Source organism: Romboutsia sp. MSSM.1001216sp_RTP31141st1_G3_RTP31141_220114 (assembly GCF_039031195.1).
Lineage (GTDB): Bacteria > Bacillota > Clostridia > Peptostreptococcales > Peptostreptococcaceae > Romboutsia_C > Romboutsia_C hominis.
In genome coordinates this window covers 90,139-109,300 of record NZ_JBCIUO010000005.1, presented here as the reverse complement: position 1 = coordinate 109,300, position 19,162 = coordinate 90,139, and the positions used below count along the sequence as shown (strand labels likewise).

General features: G+C 26.8%; 15 protein-coding genes and 1 riboswitch. Of the genes, 13 read left to right on the top strand and 2 right to left on the bottom strand.

Annotation, left to right across the window (positions count from 1 at the left end; genetic code table 11):
- Positions 1 to 78: 78 nt before the first annotated feature.
- The 7 genes from ABCP60_RS09675 to ABCP60_RS09645 all read left to right on the top strand — a co-directional run bounded on the left by ABCP60_RS09675 (position 79) and on the right by ABCP60_RS09645 (position 7,621).
- On the top strand, positions 79 to 1,398 hold the full coding sequence (locus tag ABCP60_RS09675; RefSeq protein ID WP_343101671.1) for an MATE family efflux transporter: 1,320 nt from the start codon (positions 79 to 81) through the stop codon (positions 1,396 to 1,398).
- A gap of 378 nt (positions 1,399 to 1,776) precedes the next feature.
- Positions 1,777 to 3,210 carry a potassium/proton antiporter gene (locus ABCP60_RS09670; RefSeq protein ID WP_092923521.1) on the top strand — a complete coding sequence of 478 codons (1,434 nt, stop codon included), beginning with the start codon at positions 1,777 to 1,779 and terminating at the stop codon, positions 3,208 to 3,210.
- A 330-nt stretch (positions 3,211 to 3,540) separates the two neighbouring features.
- Positions 3,541 to 3,933 (top strand): DUF3887 domain-containing protein, encoded by a 393-nt coding sequence (locus ABCP60_RS09665; protein WP_195238317.1) that lies wholly within the window; start codon positions 3,541 to 3,543, stop codon positions 3,931 to 3,933.
- A gap of 73 nt (positions 3,934 to 4,006) precedes the next feature.
- Complete coding sequence (locus tag ABCP60_RS09660) at positions 4,007 to 4,786, top strand: hypothetical protein (RefSeq protein WP_343101670.1); 780 nt, start codon at positions 4,007 to 4,009, stop codon at positions 4,784 to 4,786.
- Positions 4,787 to 4,829: 43 nt separating this feature from the next.
- The gene (locus tag ABCP60_RS09655; protein ID WP_176698641.1) at positions 4,830 to 5,708 is read left to right on the top strand and encodes a GNAT family N-acetyltransferase; all 879 of its coding nucleotides are present in this window, start codon (positions 4,830 to 4,832) and stop codon (positions 5,706 to 5,708) included.
- A gap of 177 nt (positions 5,709 to 5,885) precedes the next feature.
- Entirely contained in the window at positions 5,886 to 6,407 is a 522-nt protein-coding gene (locus tag ABCP60_RS09650) for a sigma-70 family RNA polymerase sigma factor (RefSeq protein ID WP_092923530.1), read from the top strand.
- Positions 6,408 to 6,418: 11 nt separating this feature from the next.
- Positions 6,419 to 7,621, top strand: a complete 1,203-nt coding sequence (locus tag ABCP60_RS09645; RefSeq protein ID WP_092923533.1) for a DUF4179 domain-containing protein — start codon at positions 6,419 to 6,421, stop codon at positions 7,619 to 7,621.
- 57 nt (positions 7,622 to 7,678) lie between these two features.
- Here the strand turns inward: ABCP60_RS09645 and ABCP60_RS09640 are convergent, their stop codons facing one another.
- Positions 7,679 to 9,133, bottom strand: a complete 1,455-nt coding sequence (locus ABCP60_RS09640; protein WP_092923536.1) for an aminoacyl-histidine dipeptidase — start codon at positions 9,131 to 9,133, stop codon at positions 7,679 to 7,681.
- Positions 9,134 to 9,415: 282 nt separating this feature from the next.
- Here ABCP60_RS09640 and ABCP60_RS09635 point away from each other — a divergent pair, with 282 nt between their 5' ends.
- From ABCP60_RS09635 to ABCP60_RS09620, 4 genes are all read left to right on the top strand, one after another.
- Positions 9,416 to 11,794, top strand: a complete 2,379-nt coding sequence (locus tag ABCP60_RS09635; RefSeq protein WP_343101669.1) for an endonuclease MutS2 — start codon at positions 9,416 to 9,418, stop codon at positions 11,792 to 11,794.
- Between the two features lie 97 nt (positions 11,795 to 11,891).
- Entirely contained in the window at positions 11,892 to 12,335 is a 444-nt protein-coding gene (locus tag ABCP60_RS09630; protein WP_092923543.1) for a DUF523 domain-containing protein, read from the top strand.
- Between the two features lie 167 nt (positions 12,336 to 12,502).
- Positions 12,503 to 14,203: an arginine--tRNA ligase gene (argS, locus tag ABCP60_RS09625; protein WP_092923546.1), complete on the top strand. Its 1,701-nt coding sequence runs from the start codon at positions 12,503 to 12,505 to the stop codon at positions 14,201 to 14,203.
- A gap of 267 nt (positions 14,204 to 14,470) precedes the next feature.
- Complete coding sequence (locus ABCP60_RS09620) at positions 14,471 to 15,427, top strand: hypothetical protein (protein ID WP_240294285.1); 957 nt, start codon at positions 14,471 to 14,473, stop codon at positions 15,425 to 15,427.
- Here ABCP60_RS09620 and ABCP60_RS09615 read toward each other — a convergent pair.
- Positions 15,424 to 15,624 (bottom strand): hypothetical protein, encoded by a 201-nt coding sequence (locus tag ABCP60_RS09615; RefSeq protein ID WP_092923549.1) that lies wholly within the window; start codon positions 15,622 to 15,624, stop codon positions 15,424 to 15,426. The genes ABCP60_RS09620 and ABCP60_RS09615 overlap by 4 nt on opposite strands.
- A 163-nt stretch (positions 15,625 to 15,787) precedes the next feature.
- Between ABCP60_RS09615 and ABCP60_RS09610 the strand changes: the two genes are divergently transcribed.
- Both ABCP60_RS09610 and ABCP60_RS09605 read left to right on the top strand, forming a co-directional pair.
- The gene (locus ABCP60_RS09610; protein ID WP_343101668.1) at positions 15,788 to 17,545 is read left to right on the top strand and encodes a B12-binding domain-containing radical SAM protein; all 1,758 of its coding nucleotides are present in this window, start codon (positions 15,788 to 15,790) and stop codon (positions 17,543 to 17,545) included.
- 129 nt (positions 17,546 to 17,674) lie between these two features.
- The gene (locus ABCP60_RS09605) at positions 17,675 to 18,817 is read left to right on the top strand and encodes a tetratricopeptide repeat protein (RefSeq protein WP_092923555.1); all 1,143 of its coding nucleotides are present in this window, start codon (positions 17,675 to 17,677) and stop codon (positions 18,815 to 18,817) included.
- A 97-nt stretch (positions 18,818 to 18,914) separates the two neighbouring features.
- A riboswitch (cyclic di-GMP riboswitch) is annotated at positions 18,915 to 18,997 on the top strand.
- Positions 18,998 to 19,162: the final 165 nt, after the last annotated feature.

Below are 19,162 nucleotides of genomic sequence, written 5' to 3'. Positions count from 1 at the left end.
TATTGACAATATAGTTACTATATCCTTCACAATTATTAATGTCAAGAAATATAAATAGTAAAAAAGAAAGGAAATTAAATGGAAGCTGTATTTTCAAAAAAGCAAAGTTATAAAGAATTTTTAAGGTATTTATTGCCTTCAATTACAACAATGATATTTTTATCATTTTATACAACTATAGATGGATTTTTTGTATCTAGATTTGTAAATTCAGATGCATTAGCATCAATAAATATTGTTATACCAATAACATGTATTGTATTTGGTATAGCAGTAATGTTAGCAACGGGTTCAGGAGCCTTAGTTGGTATAAAAATGGGGGAAAAAGATGAAGAAGGAGCAAATCAACTATTTTCTTTTATAACATTAGTATTATTAGTTATAGGAATAGTATTTACTATATTAAGTACAATATTTCTAGAACCAATTTTAATGTTTTTAGGGACAACAGAAAGATTACTACCTTATGCAAAAACTTATGGATTAGTAACTGTATTAATGACTATTCCTATGATGTTTAAGCTATATTTTGAATATTATGCTCGGGTAGATGGTAGCCCCAAAGTAGCACTTATTATGTCTAGTTTAGGTTTAATTCTTAATATAGTTTTTGATTTTTTATTTATAGTTATATTTAATATGGGAATCTTAGGAGCTGGGCTAGGAACATACATATCAATAACTATATCAGGAATAATAGGATTAATATACTTTGTTGGAAGTAAATCTAATTTAACGTTTATAAAACCTAAGGCTAACTTTATAGCCTTATTTAATTCTTGTTATAATGGAAGCTCTGAGATGTTTACAGAATTATCAACAGGTATAACTACATTTTTATTTAATAAAAGTATATTAGTATTTAGTGGAGAAAATGGTATAGCAGCAATGTCTATTATAATCTACATGTATTACTTCTTTATAGCGGTGTACTTTGGAATCGCAGTTGGAATATCTCCAATGATTAGTTATAATTTTGGAGCTAAAAATAAAGAAAAAGTAAAAGAAAGTTTAAAACATAGCTTTGTAACTATCGGATGGAGTTCGATTGTTATATTTATAATATCAATGTTTTTAGGAAAAGACATAATAGGATTATTTACAAAAGATATAGAAGTATACAATATAGCAACTGAGGGTATAAAGCTATTTTCATATGGATTTTTATTAATTGGAATTAATATATTTATGTCGGGTTATTTTACTGCTATAGGAAATGGTCATATATCTGCAATAATATCTGGATTTAGGTCGCTTATATTTGTTGTAGCAACAATAGTTATATTACCTAAAATTATAGGTGTAAATGGTATATGGTTAGCTATACCGATAGCAGAATTTTTAACTATATTTTTCTCTATTACATTTTACAAGAAAAAAGGAATTGATATTTTTTAGTTATAAAGTGTAAATTATATTGATTTAAACAATTTAATAAATTATAAAAAAGATAGTAATCAATTACTATCTTTTTTGTTAAATAAAATATCTTAAAATAATAGTAGAAAATTAGAATATTTTTTTAACAAATATTTAACACAAAAAACATATACAAAGTATAGAATTTTATGTTATTTTAAACTTAAGGATAAGAAATCTAACCTAACATAAAAGAATAAATTTAACATAAAATAATTATATAACAACAGTAAGATAAAAAATAAAGTTTTTAAATATAATTCCAGTATTATTTAAAATCCTGCCTATAAAAATTCTAAAACCTTAAATTAAAATTCACTAAACTTAATTAATTATAATAAAGGAGGTAATAATTATTTGATAAACTTAATGATTATGTGTTCATTAGTTCTATTAATATGTATAACATCAAGTAAAATTTTATATAAATTTGGAGTCCCAATTCTTCTAATTTTTATAGGATTAGGAATGTTGACTGGATCTGATGGTATTGTTGGAATATATTTTGATAACTATGAATTAACAAGACAGATATGTTCTATAGGATTAGTTTTTATAATGTTCTATGGAGGATTTGGTACTAGTTGGGATATGGCAAAACCAGTTGCTGTTCCATCAATACTTCTATCAACAGTAGGTGTTGTTATAACTGCTGGTTTAACAGGAATATTTTGCTTTAAGGTATTTGATACTTCTTTATTAGAAGGATTACTTATAGGATCGATAGTTGCATCTACAGATGCGGCATCAGTTTTCGCAATATTACGTTCTCAAAAGTTAAACTTAAAGGGATCTATTGCTTCAATATTAGAGATTGAAAGTGGAAGCAATGACCCTTTAGCATATATGTTGACTATAATTATTTTAGGATTAATGGCAGATAAAGGATATGATACCATAATACCAATGCTTTTAAATCAAGTTGTAGTTGGAATTTTATCGGCTGTTTTATTAGGTAAGCTTACAATTTATTTATTAAGAAATACCAAGTTTGAAATAGATGGATTTTATCCTATATTTGTTATGGGAATAGCAGTACTATCTTATGCTTTAAGTGAGCATTTTGGTGGAAATGGATATTTATCTGTATATATGACTGGTATTATGATAGGTAACAGTAAGATACCACATAAAAAAAGTATGTTCCAATTTTTTGATGGAATTTCATGGATTATGCAAATAATGTTATTTTTCATATTAGGACTGCTATCATTCCCATCGCAAATACCTTCTGTAATGATAAAAGGTATTTCTATATCTATATTTATGATTTGTATAGCAAGACCAATAGCAATTTTTAGCATACTAAGTTGGTTTAAAATTCCTTTAAAGCAACAAGCTTTTGTATCTTGGGTAGGTCTTAGAGGTGCTGCTTCAATAGTTTTTGCAATATATGCAGTAACTTATGGAGTTCCTGTTGAAAGTGATATTTTCCATATAGTATTTTTTGTTGCTTTGTTCTCTGTTGCGATACAAGGTACACTTTTACCTACAGTAGCTAAAAAGCTCGACTTAATTGATGATAAGTCTCCAGTATTAAAGACATTCAATGATTACAGGGAAGAGATAGGTACAAATTTATTAGAAATAACGGTTCAAAATAATAGTGGCATTGCAAATAAAGCTATAATGGATTCAAATATACCAGAGGATATACTTATCGTAATGATAAAGCGTAACAAGGAAGTATTGATTCCAAATGGATCTACTCAAATTCTTCCTCAAGATGTGTTAGTTATAGCTGGAAATGATTTTGAGGTATTGAATGACTTATTATGTAAAAGCAATTAATATTTATGTATATAAGTAAATTTATGCTACAGGATATATTTAAATATCGTTCGAAAAATAGTTTTTTGTTAATATAGGGAAAGAATTTTAGGATTATATTTAAATTCTTTATTAAATAATAAATAATTTGATAGGGGTATATGCCCCTATTTTTTTGCTCGTAATAAATTTTTATTAATAGAAAAAGAGATTTAAAATGTAATATAAGTATAATCTATTGTATCCTATGTATATTTATTTGATTATCAAATGTATTAGGAATTATAATAAAATTAAATAAACTACCAAACGAAAAATATTGCAATACTAATAAAATAAGGGGGATGTGTTATGAAAAAAATAAAAATGCTATTATTAGTATTTTTAACAGGAGTTGTACTAGGGGGATGTACTACTTCAAAGTTAAGTGATGTTTATGATGAAGAAGTTTTAAAAAAAGATGTTCAAGGAATAGTTAATATGCTTTGCGATGAAGAATATGATAAAGTTGTAGATAAAATGAGCGATAATTTGAAAGCTAAAATAAGTGCAGAGCAATTAAAAGAATCATTACAACCTATGATAGATAAACTAGGTAAATTTAAATCTATTAACAAAGAAGAATTAATAGGTAATGAAGATTTAGTTACTGTAGTAGAAGTTGTGGAATTTGATAATGGGAAAGCACAGTTTACAATCACTTATAATGAAGATATGAAGCTAGAGGGGTTATATATGAAGTAATGTATATAAAAGATATATAAGTTGGCTTTAACATGTTAACTTATATATCTTTACTTATATAAGGGGGTATATTATGTTTTCTAATAAATATGAAAAGATAGTCTTTGGGATAATGATAGTTGTAATTATAGGTTTAATTATATTTTTTAATATAGACTATAGTCCTCATAAAATGCATTTTGAAGAAGATAAAATAAGGATAAAAATAGATAACATATATATAAAGGATATTAAAGCAGTAGAGCTATTAGATGACATTCCTATAGGAAATAAAATAAAAGGCACTAGCACAGAAACATATTTAAGGGGAACTTTCCAAATAGACGGAGATGAAAAGGGGAAGCTATATGTGTATCGTAATAGCAAACCATATATAAAAATCACAACAAGTAATAAAACCTTAATATACAATGATAAAGATAGTAATAAAACAATAGAAACATATAATCAATTAATAAAAAAGTATAATTTAAAAAGTAGCACAAATTCGGTTAAATGCAACAATTTTAAGTCTAGCCAAACAAGCTATACTCAAAAAGATGATATAGTAATAGCTATATCAATAATGCCTGCAGTTTTAATTTTTGTAGGAATAGGAATATATTCATTTAAAAGAAAAACTCCTATGCACTTTTGGGCAGGGACTACAGTTAAATCAGAAGAAATAAGTAATATAAAAGCATATAATAGGGCAAATGGAATTATGTGGATTTCATATGGATTATCATTTTTATTGATACCATTACTTGGCTCTATGGTAGGAAGTATAGTTATTGCTATACTATCTCCATTTATGATAGTAGGAATGGTACTTTGTTATAGATGTATTTATAATAAATATAAGGTTAAATAGATTAAAAACGAAAGATGAGGAATTGAAACAAAAGGGGAAATTTATGGGATATATAAAATCATATACTAATTTGAGTAATATAGAAAAGAATGAAGTTTATAAATTCATAAAAGTTAAGGAAAATTCAGTTAATTTATTAGAAGAATTGGATGATAAATTTAATATAAAAATATATGAATATGGTGAAGGTGCATTATTTTATTTTGAGGAAAATAAAGTAGTGGCGAGTATATGCGTAGTTTTAGAAGTAGCAAAAATATTAAAAAGTGCATATATTCACCAAATAAAATGTGCTAAGGATATAACAGATAAAGTTGAAATAATAAGAAAACTAGTAGAAGAATCTGTTAACATATCTAAAGCAAAAGGAGCGACGGATATAAGATTAGGAATAAATAAACAAGAAATATCTAATGAAGAGATAAATAAACTAAACTTTAAAATAGAATACAATTCTTTTGAAATGGTATTAAAGGATAGGTGTAAGAGGAATAAATTATTGAAGCTAAAAAGTTTAAATGAAGAAAATAAGTTAAGGTATATAGATATTTATAATGATTCATTTAGTGATATGCCACATGGTACAGTAACAAATATTGACACTGTAAACAAAAATATAGAAAAAAGTAAAAATGATAATAATAGATATTTTATAGTATTAGATGAAGAAGATAATGAAATCGGATTTATAGAAATTATTATTGAAAGTGACAAGGGATTATTTGATATTGGATTATGTAAAAAATATAGAGGCAAGGGGTATGGAAAGAGAATAATAGAAACAGCAATACAGTTTTTAGCAGAGAGACAAGTTAAAGAAATTGCGCTTATAGTCATAGAACAAAATAAAATAGCCTATGAAATGTACAAAAAAAGAGGATTTGAAGTAAGTCAGATAATGGGCGGATGGGTTATATTGTAATTAATTTTATTAATAAATTTATAAAATTTTTATAAAGCAGAGTTTTGTTAATGTGAAACTCTGCTTTAATTTCGTGTAAATAATAAAAAATTTTGAACTAAGTTGATAGGATTTTTATATAGATTACGTATTAGTTAGTATAAAAGCTTTTATAAAAGAGGGTAAGGAGGAATTATTTTGCAAGATGAATTGATTATTAAGTATATAAGGAAAAGGAAAGAAGAAGGAATGGAGATGTTAATAGATAGTTATAGGGGTCTAATAACATCAGTAATTAGAAGACATTTAGGTGTACTTATAAATTATGAGGAAGAGTGTGTAAGTGATGTACTTTTATCTATATGGGATAGTATAAAAAGTTTTGATAAAAGCAAGAATGATTTTAAAAACTGGGTATGTGCAATATCAAAATATAAAGCGATAGATTATAAAAGAAAGTATATATCAAAAATTGAAACTACTGATATAAGTCAAGAATTATATTACATAGATACTGATTTAATGAAAGCTGAAATTGAGGAAGAAATAAAAGAGATACTAAGTCATTTAAATGATAAAGATAGGGAACTTTTTATAAAACACTATTTAGAAGGTGAAAGTTTGGAGAGTATAGCAGTGAAAAATAACGCAAAGGTGTCTAATTTATATAATCGTTTATCCAGAGGGCGAAAAAGAATTAGGGAAAGTATATCTAAATAGGGAGGTTAAGTATGAAGGACGATTTTGAAATATTAAATGATGTAAAAATGAATGTAGATGATTATGAAGAAGTAAAGTTTGATAATAATGATGAGCTTAAAAATAAAATGAAAATAAAAATTAGAAATAGAAATAAGAATAAAAGATTTAAAAGAGGTATAGTAGCAGCTTCATTATTAGCAATTTTAAGTAGTGGTATTATTCTAGATAATAATATATGGGCAGACATAGAAAGATTTTGGTATTCATTAGGTGATATTGTAAATATGAAAAAAGAAGAACTTGAAGATTATAAGTACAATATAAATAAGGTAGCGATAGATAAAAATGTAAAGATTTCACTTAAAGATGTAATTTTAGATAATGGAAGCTTGATACTAAACTTAAATGTTGATTACAGCAAATTTAATCCATTCAAAGATTTCACAGAGAAGCAACAGAAAGAGTGGTCATTTGATAAATGGGGAAGAGAGGAAACACTATTAACGGTAGGAGAAATAAACAATATATATATAGATGGAGTTAAGTATGAAGGTCAATCTTGGGCAATAGGAGATCATTATCAAAAAAAAGAAAAATCAGTAGATGTTGTTATGGAACAAGGAATAGATATGACTATTAAAGAAGGCAACGACATTAATTCTGAACGAGTTAAAAAAGATGAATTTCCTTATGTTATAAACAAAGATAAAATATATAATTTCAAAATTCAAATTAAAAAACTTCATCTTGAACAAGATTGGGAATCTCAATATAAATCTTATGATGAGGTTAAAAAAGCTGGTGGTCCACATTCTGGGATTATAAGAGGAAACTGGGAGTTTAATATAGACATAAAGGGAGAGGATTTAATAGATAAATCTAAATCATATTCAATAGATGAAGTTATAGAATTTTCATTAAATAATAAAGTAGCTAGCATAGAATTTAGTGAAGTAATAGCTTCGCCTCTATCTGTAGAAATAAAGTATAAGTTTCTAGGAATAAATAATGTTGATTTTGATCGTATAAGATTAAAAGTAAAAGATGAAAATAATAAGGAAATAATTCCAGATGGGATGAATGTAAATAATGGAACGCATGAAGTAGTTGAGAAATATAAAAATACATCTAATAATTATAGCGAATTAAAAATCGTACCAACTATTGTAGATGATAAATATAATGTTAAGGAAGTTCTTGAAGATAAAGCTATAAAGGTAAAATTAGATTAAACATAAAATAAGTAGGGCAAATTCCCTACTTATTTTATGTTTAACAAGAAACTAATCTTAGTTATGTTCATTCATTGATTTTAATATAGCAACTAAGTATTCCCAAGTACGAGTAGTTGAAGATATACTTAAATGCTCATTTGGTGTATGAACTTCAAACATGTTAGGTCCAAAAGATATAGCTTGTGCATGAGGCATTTTGTCTAATAATAATCCACATTCAAGACCAGCATGTAAAGCTTTTATAATAGGCTTTTTACCATTTAATTTTTCATAAGTATGGACACATATATCTTCTAATTTAGAACCTTTAGCATATTCCCATGCTGGGTAATCACTTTCTAAAGTAAATTCTCCACCTAAAGTTTGAGATAATAAGTTCATTTTATTAGTTATATTTTCTTTTAAAGAAGTAACTGAACTTCTAACAGCACATTCAAAAGTTACTTCATTTTCAAGAGTTCTAACAACACCTAAGTTAGTAGAACTTTCAACAAGTCCTTCTATATCCATACTCATAGTTTGGATTCCATTAGGTATTAAGTTTAAAGTTCTTATTACATTATTTTTACAATCATTAGTAAGAACCTTTTCAACAGTAGTTTCTTTACATTCTACAACTATGTCAGGATCAGAAGAAGCAAATTCATGTCTGAAAGTGTTTTCCATTTCTTTTATACATGCCATAGCTTTTTCTACATCATTCTTATCAACTACTATAACAGCTTCGCACTCACGAGGTATAGCATTGTTTTTAGAACCACCTTCAACTTTTGCTAAGTCAAAGTCAACACATAATGAGTTTAAAAGTCTTCCCATTAATATATTAGAGTTAGCTCTTTGTTTTATTATATCCATTCCTGAGTGTCCACCAAGAAGTCCTTTTATATCAACTAGTAGAGCTTGTTTGTTAGCATCTACATTGGTAAACTCAGCATTTAATTTAGAGTGAGCAGTAACCCCACCAGCACAACTTACAAGTAAGAAACCTTCTTCTTCTGAATCAAGGTTTATTATGTATTGTCCTTTAAGATTAGAACCGTCAAGAGCCATAGCTCCACTCATTCCAGCCTCTTCATCTGAAGTTATTAAAACTTCTATTTGAGGATGTGCTAAATCATTAGATGCAAGTACAGCCATACCCATAGCAACAGCTATACCGTTATCAGCACCAAGAGTAGTTCCTGTAGCATATATCATGTCATCTTCTATTCTTAATTTTATTGGGTCTTTAGTAAAGTCATGTTCTGTGTTTTTATTTTTTTCACAAACCATATCCATATGACCTTGAAGTATAACACCTGGACAGTTTTCATATCCTTTTGTAGCAGGTTTTCTTATTATGATATTTAACGCATCATCTTGGATAGTTTCTAAGCCTAAGTCTTCACCAAATTTTTTTAGATAATCACTTATAGCTTTTTCATTTCCAGAACCACGAGGTATCTGAGATATCTCTTCAAAATAATTAAAAACAAGCTCTGGATTTAAACCTTTTAATACGTTTTCCATAAGTATTCACTCCTTTTAGATGAAATTAAATATTTAAGTATATGCTAAGTAAAAAGCATGAAACTTAAATAATATAATTATATTATAACACTAAATCTAATATATTCCAAAATAAATAGTTAGTTTTGAAACTAATAAGTTTATATATATAGCAAAATACAGTTTTTATCCTATTATAAACAACTATATTTATGTATAATATTAGTTAGCTATACAAATAGTATAATACAAATATACATAAAATAAACGTAATTATATAGATATAGATTCAAGGAGGAAATAATGAATTCAAAAGCACTAAAGGTTTTAGAATTTGATAAAATAATAGACCTATTGAAAAGCAAAGCATCATCTTCATTAGGTATGAGATACATAGAAAAACTAACACCAAGTTCTGACTTTAATGAAGTTAAGTCAAGATTAGAGGAAACAAGTGAGGCACAAGCCATACTTATAAAAAGAGGTTTTGTTGGATTACAGGGAATATACGATATAGAAGATAAGGTAAAGAGAGCAAGTGTAGGGGCAGCATTAGACCCAGGTAGCTTACTAATGATAGGAAATACTTTAAGAGTAGCTAGAATGCTTAGTAATAATTTAGCATCTAGTGAAGAAGAAGATTTTAACTACCCAATAATACAATCCCTATCAAATTCTTTATACACATATAGAGATTTAGAAGAAGAAATTTTCAATGCAATAATAAGTGAGGTAGAAATATCTGATAATGCATCTAGTGAGCTTAGAAATATAAGAAGAAGAATAGTACAAAAGAATCAATCTATAAGATCTAAGTTAAACTCAATAATATCTTCAACTACATATCAAAAGTACTTACAAGATGCAATTATATCTGTAAGAGGAGATAGATTTGTTGTGCCAGTAAAAGCTGAATATAGATCACAAGTAGCTGGTATTGTCCATGATCAATCATCATCTGGAGCAACATTATTTATAGAGCCTATGAGTATAGTTGATATGAATAATGAATTAAGGCAATTAAGACTTCAAGAAAAAGAAGAGATAGAAAAAATATTAGCAGAATTATCTTCTAAGGTAGGAGAAATAAGTAATGAACTATTAGCTAACCAAGAGATATTAGGAAGATTAGACTTTGCTTTTGCTAAGGGAAAATTATCTATACAAATGAGAGGTATAGAACCTACTTTAAATGAAGATAAATTTATAAATATAAAAAAGGGAAGACATCCATTACTAGATAAAGATACTGTTGTTCCAAACTCAATTTATTTAGGGAGAGAATTCCATACATTACTTATAACAGGACCTAATACAGGTGGTAAAACTGTAACTATCAAAACTGTTGGTTTATTTGCACTTATGAATCAAAGTGGACTTCACATACCTGCTGATTTTGGAAGTAGTATGTGTGTATATGATAATGTATTTGCAGATATTGGTGATGAGCAAAGTATAGAGCAAAGCTTATCTACATTTTCATCTCATATGACAAATATAGTATCTATATTAAAAGAAGTAACAGAAGACTCTTTAGTAATATTTGACGAGCTTGGAGCTGGAACTGACCCAATAGAAGGAGCGGCTCTTGCAATAGCTATACTTGAAGATGTAAAAAGCATTGGAGCTAAATGTATAGCTACAACACACTATAGTGAATTAAAGAACTATGCACTTACTAAAGAAGGTGTTGAAAATGCAGCTGTTGATTTTGACTTAGAAACTTTAAGTCCTACGTATAGATTACTTATAGGTGTTCCAGGGAAATCAAATGCCTTTGAGATTTCTAGAAAGTTAGGGCTAAGTGATTATGTAATAAGTAGAGCTAGAGAGTTTATAGATAGTGATAATATAGCAATAGAAGATGTGCTTCAAAATGTAGAGAAAAATAGAATTAAAGCTGAAGAAGATAGAGAAGAAGCCGAAAAATTAAAGTCAGAAATAGAAAAACTAAAGGCTGAGTACGATGAAAAGCTTGCGAAAATGAGTGAACAAAAAGAAAAGATAATGGAAAGATCAAGACAAGAAGCCTTTAGAATAACAAGACAAGCAAAAGAAGAAGTAGATTTAATAGTAAAAGAACTTAGAGAACTAGAAAAAGAAAGAGCATCTAAAGAAAAGAATCAAAGGATAGAGGCGCTTAGAAAAGAAATATCTAGTTCAATGGGAAGTCTTCAACCAACTGTTAAGAGCATGATTGTTCCTAAAGTATCAAGTAAAGAAGTAAAAGACTTAAAAGTTGGGGAAGAAGTAAAAGTTATAACTTTAAATCAACAAGGTAGCGTTGTTTCAGTTGATAACAATAAAAAAGAAGCTGTTGTTCAAATAGGAATAATGAAGATGAATCTACCGTTTAAGTCTCTTCAAAAAGTTAAAAAAGACCATAAAACAACAATCACTAAATCAACAAGAAGTATAATAAAAGCTAAATCAGGAAGAGTAAAAAGCGAAGTAGATTTAAGAGGTATGAATTTAGAAGAGGCTATAATGGAAGTTGAAAAATATTTAGATGATGCTTATGTAGCTGGCCTTGAAATGGTAACTGTTATACATGGCGTAGGAACTGGAGTATTAAAATCTGGACTACAAGATGTCTTAAAGAGAAATAGACATGTTAAGTCTCAAAGAGCTGGACAATATGGAGAAGGTGGAGCTGGAGTTACTATCGTAAATCTAAAATAAAAAATGATTTGTTCACTATATCGTTAGATGTTTAAAATATATAATTTTGCGATATAGCAAATTTTTTATAAAAGTAATATATATAAGGTGGTACAATATGATTTTAGTATCAGCATGCTTACTTGGAATAAATTGTAAGTACAATGGAGAAAATAATAAAAATGAAAATGTAAAAAAGTTCTTAGAAGGTAAAGAGTTTATAATAGTATGTCCAGAACAATTAGGAGGAATGAGTACACCAAGAGAACCTTCAGAAATAGTTAAATTAGATGGATATGATGTTATAAAAGGAAAAGCAAGTGTAATTAATAAGCAAAGATTGGATGTAACTAAAAAGTTTAGAAATGGAGCAGATGAAGCTTTAAAAATAGCTAAATTATATAACTGCAAAGAGGCTATATTAAAAGATGGAAGTCCATCTTGTGGTTCAAGTTATATATATGATGGAAGTTTTGCAGGTAAAAAGAAGGATGGATTAGGAGTTACTGCTGCCTTATTAATAGAAAATGGAATAAAAGTAATAAGTGAAAAAGAACTATAAGTAAAGTAAATTTTTATTTTAAATTTAAATGGAATAATTAACTTATACAAAATTGTATTATAAATAAGAATATTGCTAAAATATAGTTAATAAATAAACCAAATAACTTGAAAAAACTCATAAATTGATTTACCATAAAATAATAAGAATATGAGAGGAGAAATATAATGCAAGATTTTAAGATAGAAATAGCAAACTGCTTAAAAGAAAACATAGAAGATTTAACATTAGAAGAAATAGTTGGTCTTATAGAAGTACCACCAAACAAAGAAATGGGAGATTATGCATTTCCTTGCTTTAAATTAGCAAAAGTATTTAGAAAAGCTCCAAATATGATAGCGGCAGAATTAGCAGAAAAAATAGAAGCTAAAGGAGCAATATCTAAGGTATTACCTTTAGGAGGATATGTTAACTTCTTCGTTGACAAATCTCAATTAGCTAAAAATGTTATAAATGATGTTTTAACTCAAAAAGAAAAGTACGGACACAGTGATTTAGGAAAGGATAAGACAGTTGTAATAGACTTCTCATCTCCAAATATCGCTAAGCCATTCCATATAGGGCATATAAGAACTACTGTTATAGGAAATTCTTTATACAAAATATATGATTCTCAAGGATACAATACAGTAAGAATAAATCACTTAGGAGACTACGGAACTCAATTTGGTAAGTTAATAGTAGCTTTCAAATTATGGGGTAGTAAAGAAGCTGTAGAAGCCAACCCAATACCAGAATTATTAAAATTATACATACAATTCCATGATGAAGCTGAAAAGCACCCAGAGATGGAAGATGAGGCAAGAGCTTGGTTCACTAAATTAGAAAATGGAGATGCTGAAGCTAAAGCATTATGGCAATGGTTCAGAGATGAAAGTTTAAAAGAATTTGCTAGAGTTTATGACTTATTAGATATAGAGTTTGATTCATATAATGGAGAAAGTTTCTACTCTGACAAAATGGACTCAGTAATAGAAACTATAAAAGAAAAAGGATTATTAAAAGAATCTCAAGGAACAAATGTTGTTGAGTTAGAAGAATTCAATATGCCACCAGCTCTTATAACTAAAAATGATGGTTCAACATTATACATGACTAGAGACTTAGCAGCTGCAGTTTATAGAAAGAATAATTATGATTTCGACAAGTGTATATATGTAGTTGGTTCTCAACAAAGCTTACATTTCCAACAATTATTCAAAGTTCTAGAATTAGTTGGATTTGAATGGGCTAAAGATATGGTACATGTACCATTTGGTATGGTTGCTTTAGAAAATGGAACAATGTCTACAAGAAAAGGTAGAGTAGTATTCTTAGAAGACGTATTAAAGCAAGCTATAGAAAAAACAAAAGAAACAATGTTAGCTAAAAATCCTAATGCATTAAATGTTGATGAAATAGCTAAGCAAGTAGGTGTTGGAGCTGTTGTGTTCCAAGAGCTATCTAACAGCAGAATAAAAGATTATACATTCTCATGGGAAAGAACTTTAAGCTTTGATGGAGAAACTGGACCATACGTTCAATATACTCATGCAAGATGTTGTGCAGTTTTAAGAAAAGCTAATGAAGAAATAACTACAGATATAAATTATGAATTATTAAATGATGAAGATAGTTCAGAAGTATTAAAGGTTATAGCATCTTTCAACAAGTCTATACTTAATGCTTTAAGAAAGAATGAACCACACATAATAACTAGATTTGTATTAGATTTAGCACAAGCATTCAATAAATTCTACCATGACAATGCCATATTAGTTGAAGATGTTGAATTAAGAAAAGCAAGACTTGCTTTAGTTGCTGCTACTAGACAAACAATAGAGAATGCTCTTAAGTTATTAGGTATGCATGCACCAGAAAGAATGTAATTATAATATTGATTAAAAATTAATATTATAATTTAGATATAATATACAGTGGTAGCTAAAACTATTGGTTCTAGTTACCACTATAATATTTTCTAATATATTTATTTTAAATTTATGTAAAAATATAATTAGTAATAATTTATATAGTTTATTAAATATAATTAAGTTTTAAAATGGCAGTGAAAAACTGTCTCTTTTTTTTGGTTAGTCAAAGCAAAGTATATTAAGTATAATAGATGATAACAATAAAGTAATATAGAGTTTCATATGAGAAAGGTTAAGAGTATGATAGCTAATACTACAATAGAAAATAATATAAAAAATGCATATATATCAGCATTTGAAATGAATGACAAATCATTAAAAGATTTAATAATAATAAATACAAAATGTCTTATTGATGATAAAATACAGAGATATGTATATATAGATAGCAATAGACTAAGAGATGAATTAATATACTATAAATTTTATGGAGAGAAGTTAAGTAGTAAAAATATAATAAATATATTACTTCCAGTAATACTTTCAAACACAAACGCAGATAAAAGTGAAGAAGTTGTTATTGATTTAGTGAGTAAGTATATAAGGTTTCTTAAAATAGAAGAAAATACATATGAGTATATATTAAGTGCTATTTGCTATAATATTATAATCCATAAATTAATAGAAAATAAAAATGTAGAATATGAAGAATTATTGCAAAGTGCAAAAGAAAAAATTATAGGATTTACAATGGAATTAGATAAATCTCAAGTAGTTAAGTTTCAAATGGAACGAATTAAAGCAATACAAATAATAGACAAGTATATAGATTTAAAAGTATATGAATACGAAGAAGATAAAGTATTAATAAATATGTTAAATGTATTGTATGATATATATATTGAAGATAGGGAAATAAGTGATAATGGAATATTAAGTATAAAAAAATCTATACTATCTATACTAAACTTCGAAGAGAATTTAAATATAAACAATATAGACTTCACCTTATCAATGGCTGAATATGTAATTAAACTAAGAAAATATATAATTAACAAAAAGATTTATAATAATCGTGTAGATCCAAGATCCCTAATTAAATTAGAAGTAGGGGAAATTACTATAGATCCGATATTTAATCAAATTGAAATTATAAAAAAAGATTTTAAAAATGATATTCTTGAGATAGGAGTCAAAGCTAAATCAGGAATATATAATCTTAAATTTAAAAAATCTTAGTTAGTATTTTCTAGGTAATTAACAAAATCTTCTTCGCTAGTATCAGTTAAAAAGCATAGTTCTTTTATTATACTGTTTCTTAAATCTATAAATTCATTAAGTCCAGTATTTTCATTTGTATACTCTAAGGCTTTTATAATAAGCAATAAGTCCCTTTTTGATAAGGCATTGATAGATACTTGATCGATTAATTCCATAAAAAACTTCCTTTCTAAATTAGATATAATTATGATACTATTATTCTACAAAAAGGTTTAAAAAACCTTCTATTAAAGAAAAAAATGATAATATACTACATATAGTATTTTAACCTAAAATGTACAGAAAATCATAGCATAAATGAAAAAAGAGGTGAAATAATTGAAAATTTTATTAACAACGTTAAATTCAAAATTTATACATACAAATTTAGCAATAAGATATTTAAAAGAGTTTGTAAAAGACTTAGTAGAAGTAGATTTAAAAGAATATACAATAAATAATGATTTAGATTATATATTAAAAGATATACACAAACATGATTATGATGTAATACTATTTTCAACTTATATATGGAACGTAAACGATATAGTTAGATTATGCCATAATATAAAGAAAGTAAAGCCAAGTATAAAGATAGCTCTAGGTGGGCCAGAGGTAACTTATGATAGCGAAAGCTTTATGGAAAAGCACTCATTTGTAGACTATATACTTTATGGAGAGGGAGAATTAGTTTTTAGAGATTTGGTAATGTATCTAAAAGGACAAAAATCTTTAGAAGATGTAGAAGGTATAGTTTATAGAAATAACGATGAGATAGTTGTAACTAAACCTAAGGAATTATTACAAAATCTAGATGAAATACCTAGTCCTTATGATCATTTAAATCCAGCAGAATATGAAAATAGAATTGTTTACTATGAAACATCTAGAGGGTGTCCTTTTAATTGCCAATACTGCTTATCTTCAACACTTGAAGGATTAAGATATTTTAGTATAGATAGAGTAAAAAAAGATTTAAAGGCATTAATAGATGCAAGGGTATCTCAAATAAAGTTTATAGACAGAACTTTCAATGCTAACAAGAAGTTTGCACAAGAAATAATGAATTTCCTTATGGAAAATGACAATGGTTATACAACATATCATTTTGAAGTCACAGCACACTTATTAGATGAGGAAACACTAAACTTCTTAAAAGATTGCAAAGAAGGGTTATTCCAATTTGAAATAGGAGTACAAAGCACAAATCAGAAAACTCTTGATGCAGTTGGAAGAAGAGATGATTTTGAAAAATTATCTTATGCAGTTAAAAAAGTAGCATCGTATAGAAATATACATCAACATTTAGATTTAATAGCGGGACTTCCATATGAAGATTATGCAAGCTTTGAAAATTCATTTAATGATGTATTTAATTTAGGTATAGAGCATATACAATTAGGGTTCTTAAAGATGATAAAAGGAACTGGTATAAGAAATACTGCAAAAGAACATGGATATAGATACAAAGATTATACACCATATGAAGTATTATATAATGATTATATAAGTTATAGCGAAATGATAAAGTTAAAAGATATAGAAGAAATACTAGAAAGATACTATAACTCTAAAAACTTTGTATTGTCAATGAGATACATAATACATAATTATTATGAGCAAAGTCCATTTAAATTCTTTGAAGAATTTGCAACTTACTTTGATGAAAATGGGTATTTTGATGTAGCACAAGGTAAGAATCAATTATATAAAATATTATTAGATTTCTACAACGATAAGATAAATGATAAAAATGAATTATTTAATGATATATTAAAGTATGATTATATATCATTAGGTAAAACTTCAAATTTACTTCAAATATTCAATAAAGAAGATGTAGAAGATTTTAAAAATAGATGTCATATGTTCTTACAAAATGAAGATAACATATTAAAATATATACCACAGTTTGAAAATAAACCAGCTAAGCATATAATAAAATATGTTCATTTTGAACCATTTAGATTCGATATATTAAAGTTAAAAGAAGATATACATGCTAATATAAAAGAGACCAAAAATATAGTTTTATTTGTCTATGATGATGATAACAAAGTTTTTGAAAAGTCAAAGTCATATAGTGTTAACATATAATATATTATATTAAATGCTAATTAATACATATTGGTATTATATATTATGAAAACATATCAAATAAATTTTTAATGGGTATAAACATTAATAGATTAAAAATTATTATGTGAAGTTACAAAGGAGGAAAAAATGAAGTTTAAAATAGAGAAGTATTTATTAAAGAAAACAGAAGAATTATCTTTTATAACTATAAAACATGGTGGAGAATTTAACTTAGAAGGTTACACTATACCTAAGGGTGGATTAGATGTACCTATAAAAAATGAGGTATTAGTTAAAGGAATAAAAGAAAAGACAGCACAAGATAAGATAAATACAATGTCTATAGCCGATGCTATGATATATATAATGGGTATTGATAGCCAATTTAAGTATAATGAAGAATACAGAAAGTTTCTAGATGCCTTTAGCAAAAAAGTAAATATAAATATAAAAGAATATATGGGCTATATGTCTAAAAAATACTTTGATATTGGTGAGATAACTGACTCATTAATATATTTAAAAGCCATGATAAGTATGTATCCAAATGACATAGATGGATTATATCATTATTCAATAGTTTGCCAAGAATTAGCAAAGCAGTATCAAAAAGATATGGATAAGGAAGCTATGAATAAGTTTTTATTAGAAGCTTTAGAAAAGTTAGAAATGGTTATACAATTAGATGAAAATTTTGCTTTAGCTTACTATCATTTAGGATATCATTACTACAATCAAGGTCAATATTTAAAAGCTAGAGTTATATGGGAAGAAGCACAAAAATTAGGGTTAGATGCAGACTTAATGGCAGAGGTTCAAGAAAATATAGGAAAGATGGACTTTAAAGTTCAATATGAAGAAGGTTATAATTTAGTATTCCAAGGAAAATGTGAAGAAGGACTAGAAAAATTATTACCTCTTGAACAAGATCATCCTGATTGGTGGAACTTATTATTTATGATAGGATTAGCTTATAAAAATATGGGTGAATTTGAAGAAGCTAAGAAATATTTTGAAAAAATACTTATAACTAAACCACATCAAGTAGATACAATGGTTGAACTAGGCCTTTGTGAAGCTAGTATGTTCAATATAGATAAAGCTATAGAACACTTTGAACAAGCAGCTAAAATAAAAGAAGATCCAGAAATATTATGCAATTTAGGGATGGCATATCTAAACAAAGGTGATATAGATGATGCTATATATTATATAGAAAGAGCTTATGAATTAGATCCACAAGATGAAATTACAGTGGCATGTTTAAGAGAACTTGATAAATATAGATAAAAAATAAGTTAAAATTTACTATAAAAAAATCTAAAATTGACTTTAACTAAATTAAAGGGTATAATAAGTCACTGAGATTATATAATTATATTCAAAAGTTAAAATTAGGAGCGAAGAAGTATACCTTGTATATGGGCACTTGAGGTATATGGAGTTAATAGTGCAACCGACTATTCAGATAATATTTAAATATTATTCGAATAGTCTTTTTTATTTTAAGATACAAGTTTATTGATAAAACATTAATGAAAATCAAATGAAAGTTAACAATTTTATATAGCATAAATGCGCACAAATTAAAATAATTAAAAGGACATAAATACATATAAGCTAAAAATAGGAATG

Coding starts and splice junctions, on each gene's coding strand:
- ABCP60_RS09675 (WP_343101671.1), top strand. CDS start 79: ATGGAAGCTGTATTTTCAAAAAAGCAAAGTTATAAAGAATTTTTAAGG.
- ABCP60_RS09665 (WP_195238317.1), top strand. CDS start 3,541: ATGAAAAAAATAAAAATGCTATTATTAGTATTTTTAACAGGAGTTGTA.
- ABCP60_RS09660 (WP_343101670.1), top strand. CDS start 4,007: ATGTTTTCTAATAAATATGAAAAGATAGTCTTTGGGATAATGATAGTT.
- ABCP60_RS09655 (WP_176698641.1), top strand. CDS start 4,830: ATGGGATATATAAAATCATATACTAATTTGAGTAATATAGAAAAGAAT.
- ABCP60_RS09645 (WP_092923533.1), top strand. CDS start 6,419: ATGAAGGACGATTTTGAAATATTAAATGATGTAAAAATGAATGTAGAT.
- ABCP60_RS09640 (WP_092923536.1), bottom strand. CDS start 9,133: ATGGAAAACGTATTAAAAGGTTTAAATCCAGAGCTTGTTTTTAATTAT.
- ABCP60_RS09635 (WP_343101669.1), top strand. CDS start 9,416: ATGAATTCAAAAGCACTAAAGGTTTTAGAATTTGATAAAATAATAGAC.
- ABCP60_RS09630 (WP_092923543.1), top strand. CDS start 11,892: ATGATTTTAGTATCAGCATGCTTACTTGGAATAAATTGTAAGTACAAT.
- argS (WP_092923546.1), top strand. CDS start 12,503: ATGCAAGATTTTAAGATAGAAATAGCAAACTGCTTAAAAGAAAACATA.
- ABCP60_RS09620 (WP_240294285.1), top strand. CDS start 14,471: ATGAGAAAGGTTAAGAGTATGATAGCTAATACTACAATAGAAAATAAT.
- ABCP60_RS09615 (WP_092923549.1), bottom strand. CDS start 15,624: ATGGAATTAATCGATCAAGTATCTATCAATGCCTTATCAAAAAGGGAC.
- ABCP60_RS09605 (WP_092923555.1), top strand. CDS start 17,675: ATGAAGTTTAAAATAGAGAAGTATTTATTAAAGAAAACAGAAGAATTA.